Source organism: Pauljensenia sp. UMB10120 (genome assembly GCF_030212035.1).
Lineage (GTDB): Bacteria > Actinomycetota > Actinomycetes > Actinomycetales > Actinomycetaceae > Pauljensenia > Pauljensenia radingae_A.
Window position 1 is genome coordinate 1 of record NZ_JASODH010000008.1, and the last position, 21986, is coordinate 21986.

Annotated in this window: 18 protein-coding genes, 1 other RNA gene and 1 pseudogene; 4 read left to right on the forward strand and 16 right to left on the reverse strand. The window is 60.3% G+C overall.

Features of this window, described 5'->3' with window-relative positions; all coding sequences use genetic code 11:
• Both QP093_RS08125 and QP093_RS08130 read left to right on the forward strand, forming a co-directional pair.
• A pseudogene (locus QP093_RS08125) lies at positions 1–249 on the forward strand (hypothetical protein); the annotation flags it as partial.
• The gene (locus QP093_RS08130; protein WP_285016050.1) at positions 246–800 is read left to right on the forward strand and encodes a DUF2746 domain-containing protein; all 555 of its coding nucleotides are present in this window, start codon (positions 246–248) and stop codon (positions 798–800) included. The pseudogene QP093_RS08125 and the gene QP093_RS08130, both read left to right, overlap by 4 nt.
• Before the next feature lie 255 nt (positions 801–1055).
• On the opposite strand, the gene QP093_RS08135 is transcribed toward QP093_RS08130, so the two are convergent.
• The 7 genes from QP093_RS08135 to prfB all read right to left on the reverse strand — a co-directional run bounded on the left by QP093_RS08135 (position 1056) and on the right by prfB (position 7698).
• The gene (locus QP093_RS08135) at positions 1056–2201 is read right to left on the reverse strand and encodes a site-specific integrase (RefSeq protein ID WP_285016051.1); all 1146 of its coding nucleotides are present in this window, start codon (positions 2199–2201) and stop codon (positions 1056–1058) included.
• A gap of 175 nt (positions 2202–2376) precedes the next feature.
• Positions 2377–2753: a transfer-messenger RNA gene (ssrA, locus tag QP093_RS08140) on the reverse strand.
• 125 nt (positions 2754–2878) lie between these two features.
• A complete protein-coding gene (gene smpB / locus QP093_RS08145) occupies positions 2879–3406 on the reverse strand; it encodes an SsrA-binding protein SmpB (protein WP_058236136.1) in 528 nt (175 codons plus the stop codon).
• 63 nt (positions 3407–3469) lie between these two features.
• On the reverse strand, positions 3470–4834 hold the full coding sequence (locus QP093_RS08150) for a peptidoglycan DD-metalloendopeptidase family protein (RefSeq protein ID WP_285016052.1): 1365 nt from the start codon (positions 4832–4834) through the stop codon (positions 3470–3472).
• Positions 4835–4846: 12 nt separating this feature from the next.
• Entirely contained in the window at positions 4847–5761 is a 915-nt protein-coding gene (ftsX, locus tag QP093_RS08155) for a permease-like cell division protein FtsX (RefSeq protein ID WP_285016053.1), read from the reverse strand.
• Between the two features lie 7 nt (positions 5762–5768).
• On the reverse strand, positions 5769–6458 hold the full coding sequence (gene ftsE / locus QP093_RS08160; RefSeq protein ID WP_058236236.1) for a cell division ATP-binding protein FtsE: 690 nt from the start codon (positions 6456–6458) through the stop codon (positions 5769–5771).
• 115 nt (positions 6459–6573) lie between these two features.
• Positions 6574–7698, reverse strand: coding sequence for a peptide chain release factor 2 (gene prfB, locus QP093_RS08165; protein ID WP_070725556.1), 1125 nt, complete (start codon positions 7696–7698; stop codon positions 6574–6576).
• Between the two features lie 376 nt (positions 7699–8074).
• On the opposite strand from prfB, the gene gdhA reads away from it, so the two are divergent.
• Complete coding sequence (gene gdhA / locus QP093_RS08170; RefSeq protein ID WP_092648285.1) at positions 8075–9436, forward strand: NADP-specific glutamate dehydrogenase; 1362 nt, start codon at positions 8075–8077, stop codon at positions 9434–9436.
• A gap of 64 nt (positions 9437–9500) precedes the next feature.
• Here gdhA and QP093_RS08175 read toward each other — a convergent pair whose 3' ends face one another.
• The 7 genes from QP093_RS08175 to QP093_RS08205 are packed head-to-tail and all read right to left on the reverse strand — an operon-like array spanning position 9501 to position 14054.
• Entirely contained in the window at positions 9501–9968 is a 468-nt protein-coding gene (locus QP093_RS08175) for a hypothetical protein (RefSeq protein ID WP_157886314.1), read from the reverse strand.
• Positions 9961–10389: a hypothetical protein gene (locus QP093_RS08180; RefSeq protein ID WP_092648283.1), complete on the reverse strand. Its 429-nt coding sequence runs from the start codon at positions 10387–10389 to the stop codon at positions 9961–9963. The genes QP093_RS08175 and QP093_RS08180 overlap by 8 nt, the downstream gene beginning before the upstream one ends.
• Positions 10386–10814, reverse strand: coding sequence for a TadE family protein (locus QP093_RS08185; RefSeq protein ID WP_285016054.1), 429 nt, complete (start codon positions 10812–10814; stop codon positions 10386–10388). Before QP093_RS08185 ends, QP093_RS08180 begins: the two co-directional genes overlap by 4 nt.
• A gap of 7 nt (positions 10815–10821) precedes the next feature.
• Positions 10822–11031 (reverse strand): hypothetical protein, encoded by a 210-nt coding sequence (locus tag QP093_RS08190; protein WP_285016055.1) that lies wholly within the window; start codon positions 11029–11031, stop codon positions 10822–10824.
• Positions 11032–11086: 55 nt separating this feature from the next.
• Positions 11087–11989 carry a type II secretion system F family protein gene (locus QP093_RS08195; RefSeq protein WP_285016056.1) on the reverse strand — a complete coding sequence of 301 codons (903 nt, stop codon included), beginning with the start codon at positions 11987–11989 and terminating at the stop codon, positions 11087–11089.
• Positions 11986–12846 carry a type II secretion system F family protein gene (locus QP093_RS08200; protein ID WP_285016057.1) on the reverse strand — a complete coding sequence of 287 codons (861 nt, stop codon included), beginning with the start codon at positions 12844–12846 and terminating at the stop codon, positions 11986–11988. The genes QP093_RS08195 and QP093_RS08200 overlap by 4 nt, the downstream gene beginning before the upstream one ends.
• Positions 12843–14054: a TadA family conjugal transfer-associated ATPase gene (locus tag QP093_RS08205; protein ID WP_285016058.1), complete on the reverse strand. Its 1212-nt coding sequence runs from the start codon at positions 14052–14054 to the stop codon at positions 12843–12845. The genes QP093_RS08200 and QP093_RS08205 overlap by 4 nt, the downstream gene beginning before the upstream one ends.
• Positions 14055–14287: 233 nt before the next feature.
• On the opposite strand from QP093_RS08205, the gene QP093_RS08210 reads away from it, so the two are divergent.
• Positions 14288–15400, forward strand: a complete 1113-nt coding sequence (locus tag QP093_RS08210; RefSeq protein ID WP_285016059.1) for a phosphotransferase — start codon at positions 14288–14290, stop codon at positions 15398–15400.
• A 19-nt stretch (positions 15401–15419) separates the two neighbouring features.
• Here QP093_RS08210 and QP093_RS08215 read toward each other — a convergent pair whose 3' ends face one another.
• Both QP093_RS08215 and QP093_RS08220 read right to left on the reverse strand, forming a co-directional pair.
• Entirely contained in the window at positions 15420–18788 is a 3369-nt protein-coding gene (locus tag QP093_RS08215; RefSeq protein ID WP_285016060.1) for an ATP-dependent helicase, read from the reverse strand.
• Positions 18785–21970, reverse strand: a complete 3186-nt coding sequence (locus QP093_RS08220) for a UrvD/REP family ATP-dependent DNA helicase (RefSeq protein WP_285016061.1) — start codon at positions 21968–21970, stop codon at positions 18785–18787. Before QP093_RS08220 ends, QP093_RS08215 begins: the two co-directional genes overlap by 4 nt.
• Positions 21971–21986 lie beyond the last annotated feature (16 nt).

Below are 21986 nucleotides of genomic sequence, written 5' to 3' on the forward strand. Positions count from 1 at the left end.
AACCGGCGACGGCTGATCGTCCTGATCGCGGGCGTGCTGCTGGGTGTCGTGATCTGGCTGGCAGGCGTGTACCCCGCGTCATGGCGCATCTTCTGCACGCAGGCCGGTGTCGTGATCGGCGCGGCTAGTGCAGCGTTCACGGTACTCAAGCAGGTTGGTGTGATCGACTGGGTGGGACGTGTCACGCCTGGCGGGGAACCCTACCAGCCCAAGCACCTCGCCAAAGACGAGGACGGGGGTCGCGTATGAGTGGAAGCGTCACGCCAGACACCATAGCCGTCGCACTCAGCGCGCCCGAAGTCGGCGCAGGGCTGATCGCCCTCATCGTCGCCCTCCTCGGTGGCATCACCGCCATCGTGCGTGTCATCACCAAGAAATTTGAGGACCGTCTCACCGGCATCGCGAGAACGGCAGACGCGACTCACGACCAGGTAGCGAATAATCACGACATGAATCTCAGGGACGATTTGGACCGTATTAGCGCCGACTTTCAGTCTTTTTCTGCTCAGGTCATGCAGCAGCTCAGCGAGATCAAAGCGTCGCTGTCTGATCAGGATCGACGGGCGCGGGAGGCTCAGCACGAGCAGCACCAGCGTGACGCGCAAAGCGAAGAACGCGTCCTCGGCATCCGGCAAGACCTCCGGGCTGCCACTGAGAACGCTGTCCGTGAGCGCGAACTCCTGCACTCTCGCGTGAATGAGACGAAGCAGGAAGTCAGAGACCTCGCCAGTGATACGAAGAAACGGTTTACCGAGGTTGATGAGACGGTGCGGAAACTGCACCCCGACATGAACAAGTAACACACGGCACGCACGTAGAGTAGCGCCACCCACCGGGGAATGTCATCCCGTGGGTGGCGCTCTTCTTTTTTATGTGTCTTAGTGCAGGTCGGTTCGCGCTCCACGCCCTGGACGCTTCGCCTGCGGTGTGCGGTCCGATAGACTGGCCCTGCGGTGGGGATCGAAATTGGTTCTGACATTTTCGATCCCCACCGGGTTAATTAATCATCAGTGTCATCCTTTAGGAGGCGTGCCCCCTTTTTTGTGCGCGCTGTTTCACACAATGATGTGGGTGTTCATCATGGTGGTAAGTGCTTGGTCGCGTTCTGCGGTCGCGTGCTGGTATCGGAGCGCTACTTCCACGTCACTATGCCCGCCACGGTGCAGGAGTTCAGCGAGCGTTGCGCCTTGTTGCGCGTAAATGGTCAGTCCCGTGTGGCGCAGGTCGTGAAACTTGAACCACTGGATTCCAGCGGCTTTACGCGCGCGGTTCCACGCTGCCCTGAGCGTGTTCGGATGCACCGGCATCGACTGGTCGCCCTCACGGTGAAACACCAGCTGGTCCCCGCTCCACGCGTCCAGATGCTCCCGAATCGCAGGCACGAGCGACGAGGGGATCGAAATGGCGCGCCTGCCGGTCTCGCTCTTCGGCGGCACCACCACAGGGCCCCTGCCAGCCAGATACTGCACCTGTCGTTCGACACGCACCACAGGCATATCGGTCAGCGTGAAATCCGCGCGCCTCAGCCCAATGATCTCACCCTCCCGTAGTGCGCACCACGCAGCCAGCAGGACAGTCAGCCTCAGGCTTGGTGGCATCGCGTCAGCGCACGCCAGCACCTCTGCTGGTGTTGCCACTTGACGCTGTGGGTCTGCGACTGGCTTGTGCTGCTGCCCGCCCTGCACGCGGCATGGCGATTGTGTGAGCTTCCCGGCCTTGACTGCTGCACCGAGGCATGAGGATAACGTCATGTACAAGGGGCGCGTCACGCCCTGGCCGCGCTCCTTCATGCTCTGGTTGTACCAGTCCTGCACGTCGCTGGGTGTAATGAGCACTATGGGAGTACTCCCGAACACTTCCCTGAGTTGGCGCACGCGGTACCGGTATGTCTGGATCGTCTTCTCAGCCCTACCTATACTCTCCAGCGACGCGAGCCAGCGCTCCGACCAGTCGGTGAACGTCAACGCTGCGGCCTGCTCAGCCTCCAGCCGTGACACGCGTTCCTGCTTCTGCTCTTCCTCGCTCTGCCACGTGCCGGTAGCAATACTGGCCTGCACTGTGGCGAGCCACTGCTCAGCCTGACGCTTGCGCTCAAAAGTGATCGGCGCGTTGTGCCGCTCACCATCAGGGCCACGGTAGGAGGCTTGGAACCTGCCGGACGGTAGTTTGCGGATGTTTCCAAATCCTCGGCGCTTGCCCACGGCCCTCTCCTCACTGTTGCACGAAGTCTGGCGTGCAACTTGTCGTGCAACCCACGTGCAACACGAAACCAATAAAAACCACTATAAACCACAAACAAACACGCAACTACGGATAGGGAGTATTCCGCACTATTGCAACAAAAAACCCCGCCACCTCAACGAGGCAGCGGGGCAAAAGTGGAGATGGGGGGAATCGAACCCCCGTCCGACAGCCGCCCCCGAGGTCTTCTCCGGGTGCAGTTTGCCAAAAGATTTTCGACCCGCCTCTACTGACAAACCAGATGAGGCAAGCTTAGTCAGCTAAGTGTTGACGACCGCCCACTGACAAGGCGCCCATCCAGTGGCTCCCTAAACGACGCCAGGATCCGGGCTGGGAGCATCACCCGGGCTGACGGACTAAAGGCTCTCAAGCCGCAATATCAGGCGGCGAGAACGTAGTCGGTGCGATTCTGTTCGGCACCTATTGGTTTGCACGCATCGTTGACGAGATGAGCATGCGTCCTCGACCCGCTTCCCCTCGATTGACGACCACCGTCGAAACCGATCATCCCCTATGTAATTCACAAACCCGTCGCTGCGCCACTTTCGCAGCGTCACCAGCGCCGGACATCAAAGTATAGCGAGCAGTCGGTACACTTTCAATAGCCAGTTGAAGCCAGCAAGGCCGGCCACCCTCGTCAGTGACGAGCCTGCTTCACGTAGCGCCGCATCGCACGCTCAGCTTCACGCTTATCCTGAGCCTCGCGCAACGCCTGACGCTTGTCCCACTCCTGCTTGCCCTGGGCAAGCGCAATCTCAACCTTGACGCGCCCGCGCACAAAATACAGTTCCAACGGCACAATCGTCATACCTTTGGCCTGGCTGCGCTGTTCCAGACGTGCAATCTCATCACGATGCAGCAGGAGCTTGCGCTTACGGGTCGGCGTGTGATTGTTCCAGGAACCCTGCGAATACATGGGAATATTCGCCTGATAGAGCCACGCTTCCCCATCGCGCGCTTCCACCCACGCATCAACCAACGACGCGCGTCCCATCCGCAGCGCCTTGACCTCGGTCCCGGACAGGACAAGACCGGCCTCAAACGACTCATCTATCGAATAGTCATGCAGCGCCTTCTTGTTGCGTGCAATCATCTTCTTCGCGTCAGAATCTTCCTTGCGCTTCTGCGCCTCGCTCAGTTTCGGTTTCTTCCAGTCCTTCGGCATGTCCCCTCCTCCCAGGATTGACGAGGGTACCCTCCAGCACCGCTCACTCAGCAGCCACCCATTCTACAGGAAATCGGTCGGATCAACGTCCACACCGTCCTGCATCAACGACAGGTGCAGGTGACATCCGGTCGCATACCCCGTCGCACCGGTATATCCCACAACGGTCGAACGGTCCACGTGAGCACCCACCGGCACAGCGAAACTCGACAGGTGCACGTGCGCAGAAACCCACGAATGACCGTTAATCATGCCGTGGTTGATGTACAGCACGTTGCCACCGGCCGTCTCCTGCTGAGCAGCCACCACCGTCCCCGGAGCAATCGGATACTGGGGAGAACCACACGGAGCAGCAAAGTCAGTTCCGTTGTGATACCTGTCCACACCCAGAATCGGGTGGTGACGCCACCCAAAGGGAGAAGTGATCTGCAGCGGAATATGCAGCGGAGAGGTGAATATGGATCCAGCAGGTGCGAAGTTACCTGACGTGGCTGCCTGCTGAGCTGCTGCGGCGCGGTTAGCGGCATCGATCTCAGCAAGTTTGGCACTCATCGCGTCAAATTCTTCCTGCCACTTGGTCAACTGGCTCTGAGCCGTCTTCTTCTGGCTCTCCCATTCTTTCTTCTTCTGATCGCGATCCGACTTCATCGCCGTCAATTCGCTCAGATGCTTATCGGCTTCTTCCTTGGAGGTGCGCGCCTGCTCGGATGCCTGGCGTGCTGTCTGTTCAAGGTTTGCGATCCGCTCCGTGACAGCTTCCTGACGCTGCGCCTGGTTTTCCTGGCGAGCCTTCAACGCCAGAGCCTCATTGAGCGCACGGGTGTGCGAACGCATCAATGTGTCAGCTGCAGCTGCACGATCCCCGATTTCTCCCGTCCCCTGCGAGGTCAGAGCCAGCAGTTCAGGGCTGGAGATGTCGCCGCGATACATTTCACGGGCGAGGGCACCGATCGCCTGGTTGGCTTCGTCTTGCTGCTTTTCAGCTTCATCAATTTCCCGAGCGATACGGCTCTGCTCAGCTTCAGCACTGTCGAGCTGGTCAAGCGCCAACTGGTGCTGGCGGTCAGCCGCCTCGAACGCCTGCTGCGCTGACTTCAACTGAGCTTCAGCCCCCGGGATCTGACCGTTGAGACGTTCCAGATCCACATACACCTGCGCCAGTGACGAATCAATTCCCTCAAGCTGACTGGTCAGCTCATCAATATGCTGAGCCGAGTCCGCCTGCTTGCGAGCCACCGAGTCGCGATCATCATCACCGTCAGCTGCGGGCATCAGCACTGCAGGTGATGGCGCGGCCTGCGCTGGGGCTGCCAACGCGTCGCCATCAGCGAGCCCGGCGATGCCCAGAGCACTGATAAACGCAACCGTTGTTCCCACGGTGAGGGCGGCACGGCGGCGGCGCCCTCGAACCTGACGAACCTGACTCATCGCACCCTCGCTTTAAACCTTCGTATACTTTGCCAGCGAGAACGCCGACGCGACTACCGCCAGCAGCAGCGCTGCCACAACCAGCACCGGAGTCATAATCCACACTTCGCGCATGCCGACAAAGCTTGTCCACTTGAACGCCGGAGCGATCCACCCGCCGATCACAAACTTCACACCCAGGAAGAGCGATCCGACAGCGAGCAGCGCGCCAGTCAGAGCGGCCAGAGCACCCTCAATCATGAAGGGAGCCTGAATGAACAGCGAGGACGCACCGACAAGTCGCATAATCGACGTCTCACGTTCCCTGCTCATCGCGGACAGGCGGATCGTCGTTGTGATCAGCAAGATGGCCGCCACAATCATGACGCCGGCCAGCCCCAGTGACATCAGCTTGGCTTTGTCGATCACGGAGAAGAGCGGCTCCACAATTTCGCGCTGATCCTTGACCTGCGCCACGCCGGGAGTGCCGGAGAATTCTTCCTTGATGATCGAATACTGCTGAGGGTCAACCAGGCGCACGCGGAACGAAATCGGCATCATGTCCACCGTGGTCCACTGCGTAATCGGGTTCTCCCCCATGATTTTCTGGAAGTTCTCGAACGCTTCTTCCTTCGATTCTTCGTACACGTCCTTGATCAGTGGGGCCAGCTCACCGGACGTCAGCTTGGTGCGCACCGCGTCAATCTGGTCGCCGGCGGCTTCCTCGGCGTTACACGAGGGGATCTCATCGCCCTGCGCGCACATGTAGATCGACACTTCGATCTTGTCGTACCAGTCGGACTTCATGCGGTTGACCTGCATCTGCGCCAGGCCGGCCACGCCGACGAACAGCAGTGACACGAAGGTGACGATGATGACGGCCACCGACATCGCGCGATTACGGGTCAGGCCTTTGCCGACCTCGGAAAAGATAAAGCGTAGTTTCATCCCTCGATCACCTTGCTGCTCCGTAGACACCACGGGACTGATCGCGCACCACTGTGCCGTCCTGAAGCTCGATGACGCGTTTACGCATCTGGTTGACGATGTCGGCGTCGTGCGTGGCCATCACAACAGTGGTGCCGTTGCGGTTAATGCGGTCAAGCAGGCGCATGATGCCCAGCGACGTATCCGGGTCAAGGTTGCCGGTCGGCTCGTCAGCCAGCAACAGGGACGGCCGATTCACCATTGCGCGCGCGATCGCCACGCGCTGTTCCTCACCGCCGGACAGTTCGTGAGGCAGGCGTTTTTCCTTACCGGACAGTCCCACCAGTTCCAGCACGTCCGGTACAGCCGTCTGGATCGCGTGCTTGGGTTTTCCGATGACCTGCATGGCCAGGGCGACGTTCTCATACACGGTCTTTGATTCGAGCAGCCGGAAGTCCTGGAAGACCGTTCCAATCTGGCGGCGCAGTTTCGGCACGGCCCAGCGTGTCAGTTCACCAACATCGTGCCCCAAAACCCACACATGCCCCGAAGTGGCGATATTTTCTCGCATCACCAGCTGCAGGAACGTCGATTTGCCGGAACCTGATTTGCCCACCAGGAAGACAAATTCTTCGCGCTCAACCTCAAGGGACACATCGTCGAGGGCGGGGCGCGCACCCGGCTTGTACACCATGGTGACGTGGTCAAATCGAATCATGAACAGAACGCCGTTTTCATCAGACAACAGATCATTGTCAGACTATGGGCATTCGCCCTCATGGCCGGCGTGCGACACGCGGACGCGCGCATTCTGCGCGCGTCACCACCTCACATCAGGCCGATTCAGCTTCGTTCTGCTGGTTCTTGCGCCAGCGGATCCCTGCGTTAATGAAATCGTCAATACCGCCGTCGAACACGTCCTGCGGGTTCCCTGATTCGAACTCGGTGCGCAGATCCTTGACCATCTGATAGGGCTGCAGGACATAGGAGCGCATCTGGTCACCCCACGAGGCTTTCACGTCGCCAGCCAGTTCCTTCTTCTTGGCCTGCTCTTCCTCGTGACGCAACACCAGCAGACGTGACTGCAACACACGCAGGGCTGCCGCGCGGTTCTGGATCTGAGACTTCTCATCCTGCATCGACACAACAATGCCGGTCGGCAAGTGGGTCATACGGACAGCCGAATCCGTCGTGTTCACGGACTGGCCACCAGGCCCCGACGAGCGGAAGACGTCAACTTTCAGATCCGACTCAGGAATATCAATGTGGTCCGTTGACTCAATCAGCGGGATCACTTCGACGGCGGCAAAAGATGTCTGGCGTCGGCCCTGATTGTCGAACGGGCTGATACGCACGAGACGATGCGTACCGGCCTCCACTGACAAGGTGCCATACGCGTAGGGTGCCTGCACCTCGAAGGTAGCGGACTTAATTCCGGCTTCTTCCGCGTACGAGGTATCCATCACTTTAGTGGGATAGCCGTGGCGCTCCGCCCAGCGCAGGTACATCCGCATGAGGATTTCGGCAAAGTCGGCGGCATCCACACCGCCGGCACCTGAACGAATGGTGACCACGGCGTTGCGCTCGTCGTATTCACCATCCAGCAATGTGCGGATTTCCAACGATGACAGGTCATCACGGATTGCCTGCAGATCATTTTCCGCTTCATCCAGCAGATCGCCCGACTCATCGGAATCTTCACCTGCCAGCTCCACCATCGCTTCGAGGTCGTCAATACGCTCTTCCATGGTGGTGAGGCGTTCGAGTTCATTTTGCGCATGCGACAGTGCAGTGGTCACTTCCTGCGCATGTTCCACGTCATCCCACAGGTCAGGTGCGGCCGCCTGCCTGGACAAGTCAGCAATCGTGGATCGCAGCTTATCCGGCTGGGAGACAGCCAGAATATTCTCCATAGTGGTGCGCAGTGCTGGTATTTCTTCAGAAAACTCGATGGTCACCCTCCCACTGTAAACGATCGAGGGCAGCGATCAGGACTCCCCTGCTGTTATACATCTGACCCACCGCCGATAAGCGGCCGACCGTGCGATGCCTCAACGTTTCATGTCACACCAACGTTTATTTGACCACTTCTTTACTTTGCGGCGCGTGGCAGGATGTCGCCCGATTCTTCAACGACGACCAAAAAACCGCATGATGGCGCGACTCCCTCGTTCATCGCATAAGAAAACCCCTACCCACACGCACGGCACCTCAGGGGTAAAAGACGTCCTTATTGTGCACCCTCGGCACCGATATGGGAATACCTTGAAGTAAAAATAACCAAATAATGGAAAGGTAGTCGGCAAAGTCTTCCGCGTCTGCCACAATTTTTCCATGACCGATTTAGATCTTTCTCGCTTAAGCGATTCCCTGCAGTCACAGTTCCACGCGCTCCAGGAGCGCAACCCGTCAGAACCGGAGTTCCTGCAAGCCGTCTACGAAGTGTTCCTGTCACTGGGACGCCTCGAAGGCAGCCGTCCTGACGATGACCGTTACTCCATCATCACGCGCCTGTGCGAACCTGAACGCCAGATCATGTTCCGCGTTCCGTGGGTAGATGATGACAACAACGTGCGCGTCAATCGCGGCTACCGCGTTGAGTTCAACTCGGCGCTTGGCCCCTACAAGGGTGGCCTGCGTTTCCACCCCTCCGTCAACCTGTCGATCATCAAGTTCCTCGGCTTCGAGCAGATCTTCAAGAACTCTCTGACCGGCCTGGGAATCGGCGGCGGCAAGGGCGGTTCCGACTTCGACCCCAAAGGCAAGTCAGACGGCGAAATCATGCGTTTCTGCCAGTCCTTCATGACTGAGCTGTACCGCCACATCGGTGAAAACACCGACGTTCCCGCAGGCGACATTGGCGTGGGCGGGCGCGAAATCGGCTACCTGTTCGGACAGTACAAGCGCATCACGAACCGTTACGACGCGGGCGTGCTGACCGGCAAGGGCATCACCTGGGGAGGGTCCGAGGTGCGCACCGAAGCAACGGGTTACGGCCTGGTGTACTTCACTGACGAGATGTTCAAGGCGCAGGGCGAATCCCTCGACTCCAAGCGCGTGACGGTGTCCGGTTCCGGGAACGTCGCACTGTATGCCATCCAGAAGGCGCAACAGCTTGGCGCTCACGTGGTAACCGCTTCCGATTCGTCCGGTTACGTGCTGGACGAGGACGGCATCGACTTCGAACTGCTCCAACAGATCAAAGAGGTCGAGCGCGGTCGCATCAAGGAGTATGCCGATCAGCGTCCTTCCGCAAAGTTCGTTGAAGGTGCAAAGCCGTGGGAGGTCGCCTGTGATGTGGCACTTCCGTGCGCGACGCAAAACGAATTGGACGAGGCGAACGCACGCCAGCTCATTGACAACGGTGTGTGTCTTGTTGCTGAGGGTGCGAACATGCCGACCACACCGGAAGCAACCGACCTGTTCCACGATAACCACGTCCTGTTTGCTCCTGGTAAGGCGTCGAACGCTGGCGGCGTGGCGACGTCGGCTCTGGAGATGGAGCAGAACGCTGCTCGTCATCCATGGACCTTTGAGCATGCCGACAACCGTCTCCACGAGATCATGGCGACCATTCACGACAACTGCTTGAGCGCTGCCAATGAGTACGGCGCGGAAGCTGATTACCAGACTGGCGCGAACTTGGCTGGCTACCTGAAGGTGGCTGACGCCATGCTGGCGATGGGTGTCATCTGATTGACTCATCACGAGTAATCTGACAGGCGCCGCAGCGGATACCACTGCTGCGGCGCCTGTATGTTCAGACCGTGCGCGCCGATGAGGACTGCGTCATGGTGGGCGCGGCAACGCCTTGCAGAACGGGCGGCAGCAACGGCAATGTGGCCTGAGTGCGCACAGTGACCTGAATGACGTTTTCTCCGACCGTCAGATCCGTTATGTCTACGCCCTGCCCCACTGCGCACGTGGTCGTTAACAGGCGCTCCAGGGTCCTGAAGGCTTCCTGCCTCGCCCCGCTTTCAGATGGCGCTGCGAGTTCGGCGCCACCTTCGCCGTAGTAGTTCTCCGCAGACAGTACTGCTGCGCCTGCTGCAGAGATTCGATCAGCGCAGCTCAGGAGCGCACGTTGTTGAAGGTGAACGGACGTGATAACCACGCCGACTGCTACGGCCAGCAACGCCACTGTGACCAGCCCGATGAGCAAAACAGTGATCCGGCCGTCCTCGCTGTGCGGCTGATGCGCAGCGCTCCGGTATCGGTTCCTATTCAATGCGCACCCCCTCGATGACTGCCTGCGTCGTCGAGGAGACGGGGAAAACTCCGCGAGCGCCGATCCACGATGGGATCAAGGGCAGCGGAACAGTTGTGGAGACTGTGACCGTCAGAAGGGCGCCGCTGGTGGAACATGACGGGTCGCAGCGCGTCGTGACTGATTCTGGAGCAGGCAGCCCAAAATCTGCGAAGGTGACGTGCGCCTGCTGTGATGCAAATTCAGTGCGCTGCGGATCCGCCGACAGGAGCCGTGCGGCTTCACGGGAGGCTGATTCACTTGCGAACGCTGCCGCCTGCACTGATGCAAGGGTGACAACGATGTACAGCGCGGGGATGACCAGCACAACCATCATCATGATGAATTCGACGATGGCGTTCCCGTCTTCACGTATGTCTCGCGCGGCCCTGGTGTCCCTCACGATTCGGTTCCTTCTGCCTGGGCGGTCGGCTCACCGTCTTCCACCAGTGAGCGTCCGTGCACGGTGAGCCAGTTGGGTGGGCCCCACGTGAGGAACACAGGCATCGTTGTGCGTACTGTCACGACGAGGGCGTCCTGCCCCTGCCACTGGTGGTGGGATGTCGAAATGTCACGGGGACGTCCCTGCCCCAAAGAATCATCGAGCAGGTCGCCGGTTCGCTGGATGGCATCTGCGTCGACCGCGCCGACCAGGGCTCCTCGGCGTGCTCCCTCACTGGCGGCAGAGATCGCCAGGTTACGAGTGTGCAGGGCGAACGCGGTTTGCAGGATGATCAGGAAGACGATGACGACCAGTGTCTGCATCATGGCGTGTGCAACCACCTCTGAGCCTTCTTCGCTCCAATGCGTCCGCTCCTGCGTTGTCATGGTGGCCTTACCCGAAGTTGACGGAAGACAATGCCTGTTCCAGCATGTTTTGCAGTTGCGGACCGGCGATCGCCCAAATTCCGATGACGAGGGCGACGGTCATGAGCGTGATGAGGACCCATCCGGGTACGTCGCCGCGTTCCCCCTCGTCAGGCTGTGTCGGCAGGTGGATGAACCTGTCTGTCAGTGTTGCGATCCATAGGAAGAAGGTGTGCATCGGGTTTCTCTCTTTTCTGTCGGTGCGGTGGTGGTGTGGTATTGGGATATGCATGTCACGGTCCGATCTGGAGGGCAAGCAGCCCGGGGTACAGTGCGAACAGGACAGTGATGGGCAGGATCAGGAAGACGATCGGGAACAGCATGGCGATCTCTTTCCTGCCACCTTGTTCCATGAGTCGTTGCCGAGTTACTTCGCGAATGTCGCGCGCCTGGTCGTGCAGGGTCTGAGCCAGTGGCGCTCCGCGTTCGATGGCGGTAACAAGGGTCTGACACAGTCGTGACAAGTTGGGTGAATCATTGCGGGCGGCAAGGTCGGTCAGTGCCCGCGTGGTGGCACGGCCCATCCGTATCTGAGTGACCGTGTAGTTCAGTTCGCGGGCCAAGTGCGACTGGGAGATTCCCGCCACACGCGACAAGGCTGCCGGCACCGATTCACCGGCACCGATTGCCAGTGCGAGCAGCTCAGAGGCGTCAGGGACACTACTGTCCAGTTGACGCTGTCGACGCCTGGCCTGCACACTCAGGAGCTGGTCCCACAGTGCGGCTCCCGTCAATGCACCCACCGCCAGAGCACATATGAGTGACATGATTCCTGCGGGGGTGCGGTGAATCAGCGGGATGATCGCAACTGCGGCCAGGAGCATCAGGCAGGTTGCCGCAATGAACTGGTGCAGGCGAAAAGTGGCGAGCTCCCTGCCCGAGCCGAGCAGTTCCAGGCGGCGAACAACGCTGGTGGATGTGGAGCCAATTGCGTCCATTACGCGTGCGAGCCACTGCGCCGCCAGTGAACGTACCCGACTGCCCGGCATATCGGAAGGCCACGTGGTGTCCGAGCGCTGGCTCCACACGCGCACGGCGAGCAGATTGTTGCGGGCACGGATGGCAATCGCCAGCTGCCATATTCCAATACCCAGAGTCGTCCCTATCGCGACAGCCGCCCACGTCATCCCATTCATCGCAGGGTCCGCCGTTCCGTTTCCAGTTTGCCGATCTGCTTCATCACGAAGTACGCGACGACCGAGACCAGTGCCCCCACACTGAGGATCACCACGCCTTGTGGAGTGGAAAACGCGCTGGCGGCCTGGGCCTGTGCGGAGATCAACACCAGCACGATCCACGGGGCTGCCACTCCCAGCCTGGCTGCGTTAACTGTCCATGACTGGCGCGCTTCGAGTTCTCCGCGGATGCGTGCATCTTCACGCAGCATGACTCCCAGGTCTCGCAGCAGGACCGCCAGGTCTGATCCGCCGACATCGCGTGCCAGGCGTAACGCTTCAATAATGCGGTCTGCCACCGGGTCTGCGAGCCGGTTTTTCAGTCCCGTCAGCGCATGGTCGAATCTGCCGTCAGCGCGGTACTCCGTACTGAACGTGAGGAAATAGGGACGCAAGATTCGCGGTCCGCGCTCACCGCAGTCGATGAGCAGTTCGGGCAGGGAAGCACCCGATCGGATACCTGCCACCAGTTGATCCACCACATCGGGCCACGCCGCTCGAGTCTGCTTGGTCACGCGCGCAGCGCGACCCACGATCACCATGGTGGGAACAGGTGCGATCATCAGTGCGACCACGATGGCCACGGTCCATGTGCGTGTGTAGGCCAGCACGCCCAGGAAGACACCACTCATGATCGCCAGCGTGACCAGGACGTGCGTGCTGCGGGTCAGGGAGGAAATTCCGGACCTGATCAGGGTGTCGTTCCACGCCTGCCACCAGTTCGGTGACCACCTCGGCAATTGAGGTGTGCCGACGAAGGCCAGGAGGATGCAGTTCACACCGATCCCCAGGACGATTCCGATCAGTGTGGCGCTCATGACGGCCCACCCGTCAGCAGGGCACTCAGATCATGGTGGGCCAGAGCGAAGCGTTCATGCGCGTCAAGTGCGCCTCGGCCTCGCACCCACGTGGCACCGTCATAGCGCCACAGATCTGCTGATTCGATGCGCATCTCCTCGATTCGTCCGGGCACGGCGAGCACCTCGGACACAACGCGTGTGCCGTCGTGGTTGCGTTCAACGTGGCACACGATGTCAACGCTGTGCGCAAGCGTGGGGACAACGAACTGAGGGGTGACGTTTTCGCCGGCGAGCAAGGGGAGCATGGACAGTTTCGACAGTGCTTCGCGGGCCGAGTTGGCATGCACGGTCGCCATTCCTGGAACACCCGCGTTGAGTGCGAGCAGCAGGTCGAGCGCTTCTGGACCGCGCACCTCTCCGACGATGAGCGTTTCGGGGCGCATTCGCAGTGATTCACGCACCAGGTCACGCAGCGTGATTTCGCCTGTGCCTTCCATCGAGCTGGGGCGTGTCTGCATCGCAATGCAGTCGCGAGCCGGCAATGCGAGTTCGAAAACTTCTTCACAACTGATGACGCGGCGCGCGCCCGGGATTTCTCCGCATAGTGCGCGCAGGAGTGTTGTCTTTCCTGCCTGGGTGGCGCCCGACACGACGATGGATAAGCCACTGTCCACGGCGGCGGAAAGGAATTCAGCAACATAGTCGGGCAGCATGGCCACATTGACGAGGTCGCGCAGCGAGCGGGCACGTTGAATGTGTTTGCGAATGTTGACTGACCAGTGCTGGCCGGTCACGGGAGGGATCACGACGTGCAGGCGTTCCCCGCCGGCCAGCATTGCATCCACGAAGGGTGCTGACAGGTCAAGGCGCCGGCCTGAATGATGCAGCATTCGTTCCACGAGGTCTCGCACCTGCTGGTCGGACAGGATCAATGTGGTCAGCTCGGGTTGGCCGTTTCGCGCGATGAAGATGCGCGAGGGGTCGTTGATCCACACTTCTTCAACCTCTGGATCGTCCAGATACCGCTGGAGGGGGCCAAAGCCGATAACCTCGGCCAGCAGGTTTTCTGTGTGCTCGTGGATTTCGTCGGGGGTGAGCGGCCCGAGCATCTGCGTGACGGTTTCCTCGGCCAGCTGCCGGGCGCGTTGGGTGTGCGTGAAAGGGTCGATGCCGCGGGATGCGAGTGCGCTGCGCAGCTGTGTGGCTGTATCGGGCGTGCTCGCCATCGTGCCGTTCCTTTCGCGTTGCAGTGGGCTGTCCTTGTGATTACTGTCACCGAACGTAGCAAAGTAGCATCCTGATGGGAACCCTTTCTACTGAACTGTGGATAACTTCGGGTGGGGGTTTGGGTATCGGTGAGCGTTCGGTGCGCCAGTGACCTGCAGTTTTTCCCAAACGGGGCGTGAAACACCATTAATGAAGCGGCTCGAAGTGTGGACAGGCCATGTACCGTAAGAGGGTGAGTACACCACGAACACCTCTTGAATTGGCTGCGTTGGCGACTGCGGCGGTACCCGGCCTTTCTGTTGCGGCTTTACGTGAGCCTCAATTCAGTGACGAGGTTGTCTCCATGACCGGCATTGTCGATGATCAGGGGAACCGCTGGACCGTGGTGTGTCCGCATGAAGATGTGGGCGGTGTGGATTTGAGGGCACAGTGGGCGGTCCTTGCCCGCCTGGCGTCTGCTCACGATGCGGGTGAGGTCGGTTTTGATGTGCCGCGTCCTGCTGGTATTGCCCGCACCCGCGAGGGCGTGTCGGTGATGGTGCATCAGGATCTTGCGGGCCGTTTCATGGGTGATGAGGACTTCGATCAGTCGGGTATTTTGCCGGCCTCGCTGGCCCGATCAATCGCCAGCTTGCATAACCTGCCTGTCTCAACGTATTCGGATGTGAATGTTCCGCAGTATTCGGCCTCTGAATGCCGTGACCGCCACCGTGCTGTCCTCCAGGAAGTGTTGGCAGCTGTGACGGTTCCTGCGAATCTTGTGCGCCGCTGGCGAGCTGCCTTAGATGATGACGCTTTGTGGCGTTTCCGCCCGTGCCCTGTTCACGGCGATCTGCATGTGCAGTCGGTGAAGGTCGCAGATGGGATCGTGCTGTCCATCAGTGGTTTTTCCTCTGCGCACGTGGGTGATCCGGCGATCGACGTGGCGTGGATTTTGTCTCAGGCGTCTGATGGTTTCCTTGAAACGTTCCAGTCGTCGTATTCGATGACGAGGATGGCGACGGACTTGCACCTGGTGACGCGCGCTCAGTTGCTGTCTGAATTGGCAATCGTGCGCTGGCTGTCTCACGGGCTTCATGCCGAGGACAAGGAGATCGTTCGCGACGCGTCGCAGATGTTGACGGATGTGTCGCTCGACGTGGGCGATGACCTGCTGACGGAGCATGAGCTCGCGCCTGAACCCAAGGATGAGAATGCCCCCGCGGATGAACCTGAGCCCGCCGCGCCAACCTGGACTGCTTCGCCTGAGAACGTGACGGAGCCGGTGTCGATGGACGAGGTGGAGTCCGTCATTGACTGGCATGCCGATGGTGATCCGACTCGCACTCCCCCACAGTTTTCCTGAAGCGACGCGCAGGCGCGCTCTATGCTGGCGACTGCGTGAACACTGCCTGCAACGCGGTTTCCAGGTCGTTGATCGGTGAGTCATATTCGCGCACGATTGCGTCCAGAGCTTCCCTGGAATACATGCGCTGATCTGCTGGAACGGAAGGATTACCACCCAGGTAGACGATGCGGGCATGAATGTCGTCCGGGTCTGTTCCGCTTCGCTGCGCCCATGCGGCGGTGTAGAGGCGCAACTGAGTCAGATGCGCCTGCGCGGTGAGCGCTCCGCTTGGATTGCGCGTCGGGGCGCGACCTGTTTTCCAGTCGATGATCACTGTCCGGCCGTCGGCATCCTCGAACACAGCGTCGAAGCGGCCGGGAATACTCAAGGAGCCGATCCGCACCGAGAAGGGTTCTTCTACCGCGATCGGCTTTCCTGTATTGACAATGGGGAGGGTGTTGAAAATGCCTTTCATTGCGTCAAAGCGCCTGTGTTGCGCCGAGCTAAGCGTTTCTTCGCCGGGAATGTGCTCATCCCACAGTTCACCTGAGACCATGCGCAGCTGGCGTTCGACCCATGAGTGGAACAGTGTCCCCAGGGTCGCGGCGTCGCTGGGTTCGCGCGGTATGGGCCGACGCAAGTCGCGCGCATACTCATCTGGACTGCTCAGCAGTCGTGTCACCGAGGTTGCCGGAATGCGGCTCAGTGGCACAACAAGCGCATCGTCGTGTTTGCGCAGCAGATGCTCGTCGAGAAGGACGCGCGTATCGGCGGCCAGCGGGTGCGGGGTGCGCGCCAGATGCGTGTCACCATCGGTCGCCTCACCGCTATGCCGTGTCATCGCATCCTGCACTGCGTGAGTCACCTGCGTCATGCGTTGGCGCGATACGTCAGGAGGTGCCGGAAAGAGCGGTGAGTCTTGCGCGGCCAGGAGCTGTGCGACTTCTTCAGGTTCAGGTTGAGGCGCGATCGCACGTTCAGGGTCAGCAGCCGTCAGCCCAGCTTCAAGTGGTTCCATCAGATAGCGCGAGGGAAAGTGCAATTTCGCTGACGATGCCACCCATGCACCGGTCAGCAGCATCTGATGGCGTGCCCTGGTCAATGCGACGTATGCGAGACGGCGCTCTTCGCGCTCCGTCTGCCAGCCCATTTCAGGTCGATAGGTCTGCGTAATCCAGTTGTTGAACGCTGACTGAGGTGTTCGCCCCTCCCCTTCACCGATCGTCAAGGCCGGTAGGTAGTCGGCATCGCCTCGCAACGGGTAGGGAATCTCGCTGCTTCGCTCCAACCATCCGCTCGCTCCGGGCGGGTCATCGCGCCACGTCACTGAGTTCGAGCGGTGAGAAGGGAAAATCCCATCCCCCAGTCCGTAGACAACCACACTGTCCCATTCCAGACCTTTCGCCCCGTGGATGGTGAGAATCTGCACCGCATCGGGATCCGGGTCGGTGTGCGGCCCGGCAAGGCCACGTTCTTCCTGTTCGGCCACATCCAGCCACGCAAGGAATGCGCGCATCGACGGATCGGGGGCATCTTTCTCAAAGTTTCGGGCCACATCCACGAACGTATCCAGCGCTTCGCGTCCGTCGTTGGGCATGGGGTCGGCAATAGCATCGGTTGCCACTCCCAGTATCGAGATGGCACGTTCCACCTGATCTGTCACCGGATGCCCGGACCATTCACGGATGGCACGCAGTTTGCTGGACAGGACCTCGACGCGCGCCACTGCTGCTGCAGAGATCGCAGGGGAAGCATCATCGCCGCGCCAGTGCACGGGCGGAGGCGTATCAAGAGCGTCGAGAAGGTAGGTCAGGGGATGGTCTCCCGGCGTACGCGTATTTCGTGCCCTGGCCCACTTGCCGAGCACCTGCAGATCCGAGGCTCCCAGGTCGAGGTTCGTCACCAGCCGCAGTGCTGCAGGCGAATCGCTCACGTCAACACTCAATCGCAATGCTGCCCGCACATCTGCGACCGCAGGTTGTTGAAGCAGTCCTCCTAAACCAATTACCTGGGTAGGAATGTCATGTGCTCGAAGTGTTTTTTCCACTGCAATAAAATCGGAGGTTCGCCTGCACAACACCGCCGCGCTTGACCATCTGGAGCCTCGGCGCTGGCGGTGCTTCACGAGGAAGCGGGCCGCTGTTTCGGCCTGGTCTTGGGTGCTGGTCTCGAAGGCGACGTCCACAACTCCGTCATGGGCGCGCTCGCGCGCAGCCTGAACCGCCTGTTCGAGGCGCTGCTGTTCAGCAACGGGAGCCGCTTCGCGTCGCGCGCGCTCCAAGTCAGCAGTCAGTGTTTGTTCGAGCGTTTTGAGCTGCGGTATGTCGGAATCCTCACGCAGCGGCCTGGACACGTGGTTGGCGACATCGAGAATCATGCGGTCGTTTCGGAACGCTGTCGAGAGGTACTGTGTTTGCTCGACGTGAGGCGTATCCGAACAGAAGCGGTCCAGGAATGATTTCAGCGATCCGGCTGAGGCACCACGCCACGAGTAGATGGACTGGTTGGGATCGCCTACCGCTGTCACTGGATGATCGTGAAACAGTGCCGCCAGGAACTTCATCTGAATGACGGAGGTGTCCTGAAACTCGTCCAGAAACACGGCGTGATAGTCGGCTCTCAATTGGTCGCGTACAGCGGGCGCGCTGTGGGCGAGCCGGTTGGCCAAGATCAGCAGGTCGGAAAAGTCGACGACTCGTTCACTGCGTTTGCGTTCAGAGAAGGCGTCGATCAGGTCAAGGAGGCGCAGCCGCAGGTCGTTGGTGTCCACCATGTTTTTGAGCACGCCGGTCGGCTTGCCAATTTCCCGCAGCGCCGTTCCAAATTCGTCGAGGAATACGCGCATCTCATCAATGCTCATTGCGTGTTCAGCGATTTGGCCGGCAAGACCCAGTGCGCTGTCCACAAGGCTGGATACGCTCTTGTCGCTTCCCAGATCGTGTGGCCACATCTCAACGATGTCGGTCATCATCTGGACTGCGCCTGCCTGTCCGATCAGACGCTGGTTCGGGTCGATACCCAGACGCATCCCGTGGTCGTGGACGATTTGCTGTGCGAAGGAGTGGTATGTCATACATACCGGATCCTCAGTGGTGATGATGCCGTCGCAGTGCTGGCTCAGTGTGCTTAGGCGCGCTCGAAGCCGCTGACCGAGTTCAGCGGCTGCTTTGCGTGAGAACGTCAATCCGAGGATCTGGTCGGGGGATAGTCCTCGCGCGGCGACCATGTGCAGCACTCGCATCGACATGGTCTCGGTCTTGCCTGACCCAGCGCCGGCAACAACGAGGAGCGGCTCCATGTCAGCTTCAATGACGCGTTGTTGTTCGGCGGTGGGAACTGGCAGGCCTGTCAGTTCCGCGATGCGCCGGGCTGTCATCTCAGGATGGGTCAGCGTCTGCGTAGTCATGGAAGTGTCCTCCGTCCTTCATCTTTGGCAGGGCAACTCTGAGCGAAACGGCAAAAGCGGCATGCATCTTCTGACGGTGTTGCCGGATAGTGCGGGCCGCGCGCCATCTGTCCCCACTGCTTCATCTGGTCGCACCATTGAGTGAACTGTTCGGAGTCCATTGCTGACTGTTCGCGCGTCGCGACGTTTTTAGTTCCGAGGTACACCAGGCGGGCTCCAGTCATTTCATATCCTGCGGCTGTCAGCGCCACCTGGTAGGACGCGAGCTGAGGATGTTCCTGAGCCGCGGTCTTTGATACGGCGCTCTTGCCTGTTTTCAGGTCCGCCACGCGTATCTTCCCGTCCACATGCTCAATCCGGTCAATGCGCCCGCTCACGATGACATCACCGATAGTGGCGTGAATGGATTGTTCGACCTCTACCGGACCGGGCACTCCCTCCATATATGCGGCAAGGTTCTCGATGATGTGTTCAGCCTGCGCGATCTGCTGGCGTCCTGCCAGTGTGTTCGCATCGAAGTCCAGCAGGTCATATGCGGCGCGCAACTCGCTCATCATGACATCGAGTGGTCCATGCGGGTGACGCTGAGCAATGGCATGGATGAGGGAGCCCAATTCCTGGGCGGCACCCGGCGCCTGGTCAGCGCCGATCGACGTGAAGAACCATTTGAGCGGGCAATCGCGGATGTCCTGGATTTTCGAGGGTGACAGGCGCACCGTTTTCGAGCCGGTAACCTCAGAGGTCGTCACCCCGCCTGTCCCCATCCAGTAGCGCGGGTTCGCATAGCTGACACCGCTGCGTGCCAGCACCGCAAGCAGTTCAATGGCCTGTTCGCTTTCTTTTCCACCCTGAGCTGCAAGATGGCGCAGGTGCGCGACGTGACCAGCCATGTTCAGGGGCGCAGGTACGCGTTCAACGATCCAGTCTCCATCTTCGGTGCGCGGTGCGTGACTGTATCGCGCAATCAGGTCCACGAACGACGAGGGAGCTTCGTCCTCATTCAGCACGGCATAAACCTGCACGCGTCGCGTAGCTCTGGACAAAGCGGCGGCGAACAGACGGCGTTCATCTTCCATGATCTGGTGGCGCGCCAACCGCGTGGAGGGATCAGGGTCAGCCTGCCCGATCAGGTCGGAACGCAGCACTCGGTCACGCACCGTCATGTTGGGCCACTGACCGTCCTGCACGCCCACGATGTGCACGAGCTTCCATTCGCGCCCCATCGCGGCTGCCGGTGTCAGTACTTCGATTCCCCGAGGACGAATCCCTGCCTGCGCGATCGTATCGGTTGGTACGTCATCACCGAGCAGCTGCTGCGCGAAAGCTCCTGCCCGTGCGCCTGGCTCACGCTGCTCGTAGACATCGGCAACTTTGAACAGTGCCAGGACCGCGTCGAGCTGATCGTCGTACCATGCGGCATCCGTGCCTCCAGCAATGGCGCCATTGCGCCATCGGGTCGCCACTGAGTGCTCCTCACCCAGTTCGCTGCTGCTGTTCCACAGGCGCCACAGTGCCACGCCGGGTGTCAGTTGTGCGGCATCTTGGGCCGCTTTCCACATCAGGTGAGCTGTGAGCAGTTCACCCCTGATGCGCGACACGGCCTCCTGCGCTGCTTCGTCGTCATTCTTAAGCGTGTCGAGGATCTGCGGCGAAGCGATGAGATCAGCGATGCTCACCTCCTGGACGCGGGCATCAGTGTCGTCGCCATCATCTGCACTGCCTGCACCTTCGTCCCGGCACTGCCGGTTCAGCGCTCGCAGAACTCGCGACACGTCAAGAGGATCGACCTGGATGTAGGGCGAGTCGATCAGGTGCGTGAGCAAATCCTCCGGATCTTCCGGATCGGCACAGATCAGCTCAAGCAGAATCCGGGTTGCTGGCTCTGCGGAGAATGTGAAGGCGCGCTGACCACCAGCAACGGGGACTGAGCCTTGCATCAGCTGACGCCTGACCTGTTCAACGATGCTGCTGGAGCGCGCGATGATGACCTGGTCCGTCCAGTCCATCCCCTCATGCAGAAAAGCATGGCGCACGGCCCGCGCGCACTGCGCCCCCATCTGAGCATCGGTTGCGACGACGTGCAGATGCACATCACCTGTCGCCGGCGTATCGTCTGCCTGCCCATCCGATACACCCAATGCCTGAGCTTCTGTCAATCGGTGCGCAGCCGAGGCCTGCACGCCGATTCGTTCAACTGCGTCGTAGACCATGTGGCGCAGTACAGGTGTGCCGCGCCGGTTGGCACCCAGCTGCATCAGGGGAACGCCCAGGCGGCGCGCCAAGCGCGCGTCCAGATGGGGTTCGCCCCCTCGGTAAGACGCCACAGCAACATCGGGAGCGGCAAATGCCACGATCCTGGTGCCACTGCGTGCACACGCGCTGAGCAGTTCAACAGTCGAGGGGGTGCAGTCCTGCAGATCATCCACCACGATCACATCAGGTATGGGAGCATCTGTACTCACCCCCACGCGCGCGGCATCACGATCCCACCCATCGATCACCTGAGCCGCCACACGCTGTATGCGCGACATGTCAGCCAGCATTGTACCGCGCGTTTCCACAGCGAAGTCAGGGCCCCCCTCGTACACCTGCAGAAGCTGCCCGCACGCCACCCACTCGTCTGCACCGCGCTCACGTCCAATTCGTTCCAGTTCCTCACCGCTGATACCTGCTTCACCGGCGCGAGCGAAAAGGTTGCGTACTTCCATGCGGAAGGCCGCCATGTCACGCATCTGTTCAGGCAAGAATTCCGGCCAGTTAATGCCGGGACGCGTCATCAGGTCCGCTATGAGTTGATCTTCTGCCGCTCCGGTGACCAGTTGAACGGGACCGAGTGGATCCGCGCGCACGGTGCGCCACGTGGAGACAACCTGATAGGCGCAGCCGGCCGGCGTTCGCACGGGGCGAACAGTGTGCGGTGCGAGCGCTTCCACACGGGGTTGAAGCCAGTCCGCCCGGTTGCGATCCGGCACGAGCATCATCACGCTGTCTGACCTGTTCACAGCCTGTTGGACAACAGCCAGTGCGCACGTCGTCCGCCCCGATCCAGGCATGGAGCGCACCACAGCATGCCGCCCGGCGGCAACCGCATCGCACACTGCGCGTTGATACTGATCCAGCTGAGGAACAGCACCGTGATCTGGCTGTTCAAGCGCGATAATCGGAGTCGTGGTGATGTCCATGTCCCAATAGTGACAT

Bases quoted from the DNA above. Each gene is read 5' to 3' on its own strand.
- QP093_RS08130 (WP_285016050.1), top strand. From the start codon at position 246: ATGAGTGGAAGCGTCACGCCAGACACCATAGCCGTCGCACTCAGCGCG.
- smpB (WP_058236136.1), bottom strand. From the start codon at position 3,406: ATGCCGAAGGACTGGAAGAAACCGAAACTGAGCGAGGCGCAGAAGCGC.
- QP093_RS08150 (WP_285016052.1), bottom strand. From the start codon at position 4,834: ATGAGTCAGGTTCGTCAGGTTCGAGGGCGCCGCCGCCGTGCCGCCCTC.
- ftsX (WP_285016053.1), bottom strand. From the start codon at position 5,761: ATGAAACTACGCTTTATCTTTTCCGAGGTCGGCAAAGGCCTGACCCGT.
- ftsE (WP_058236236.1), bottom strand. From the start codon at position 6,458: ATGATTCGATTTGACCACGTCACCATGGTGTACAAGCCGGGTGCGCGC.
- gdhA (WP_092648285.1), top strand. From the start codon at position 8,075: ATGACCGATTTAGATCTTTCTCGCTTAAGCGATTCCCTGCAGTCACAG.
- QP093_RS08185 (WP_285016054.1), bottom strand. From the start codon at position 10,814: ATGACAACGCAGGAGCGGACGCATTGGAGCGAAGAAGGCTCAGAGGTG.
- QP093_RS08190 (WP_285016055.1), bottom strand. From the start codon at position 11,031: ATGCACACCTTCTTCCTATGGATCGCAACACTGACAGACAGGTTCATC.
- QP093_RS08195 (WP_285016056.1), bottom strand. From the start codon at position 11,989: ATGAATGGGATGACGTGGGCGGCTGTCGCGATAGGGACGACTCTGGGT.
- QP093_RS08200 (WP_285016057.1), bottom strand. From the start codon at position 12,846: ATGAGCGCCACACTGATCGGAATCGTCCTGGGGATCGGTGTGAACTGC.
- QP093_RS08205 (WP_285016058.1), bottom strand. From the start codon at position 14,054: ATGGCGAGCACGCCCGATACAGCCACACAGCTGCGCAGCGCACTCGCA.
- QP093_RS08215 (WP_285016060.1), bottom strand. From the start codon at position 18,788: ATGACTACGCAGACGCTGACCCATCCTGAGATGACAGCCCGGCGCATC.
- QP093_RS08220 (WP_285016061.1), bottom strand. From the start codon at position 21,970: ATGGACATCACCACGACTCCGATTATCGCGCTTGAACAGCCAGATCAC.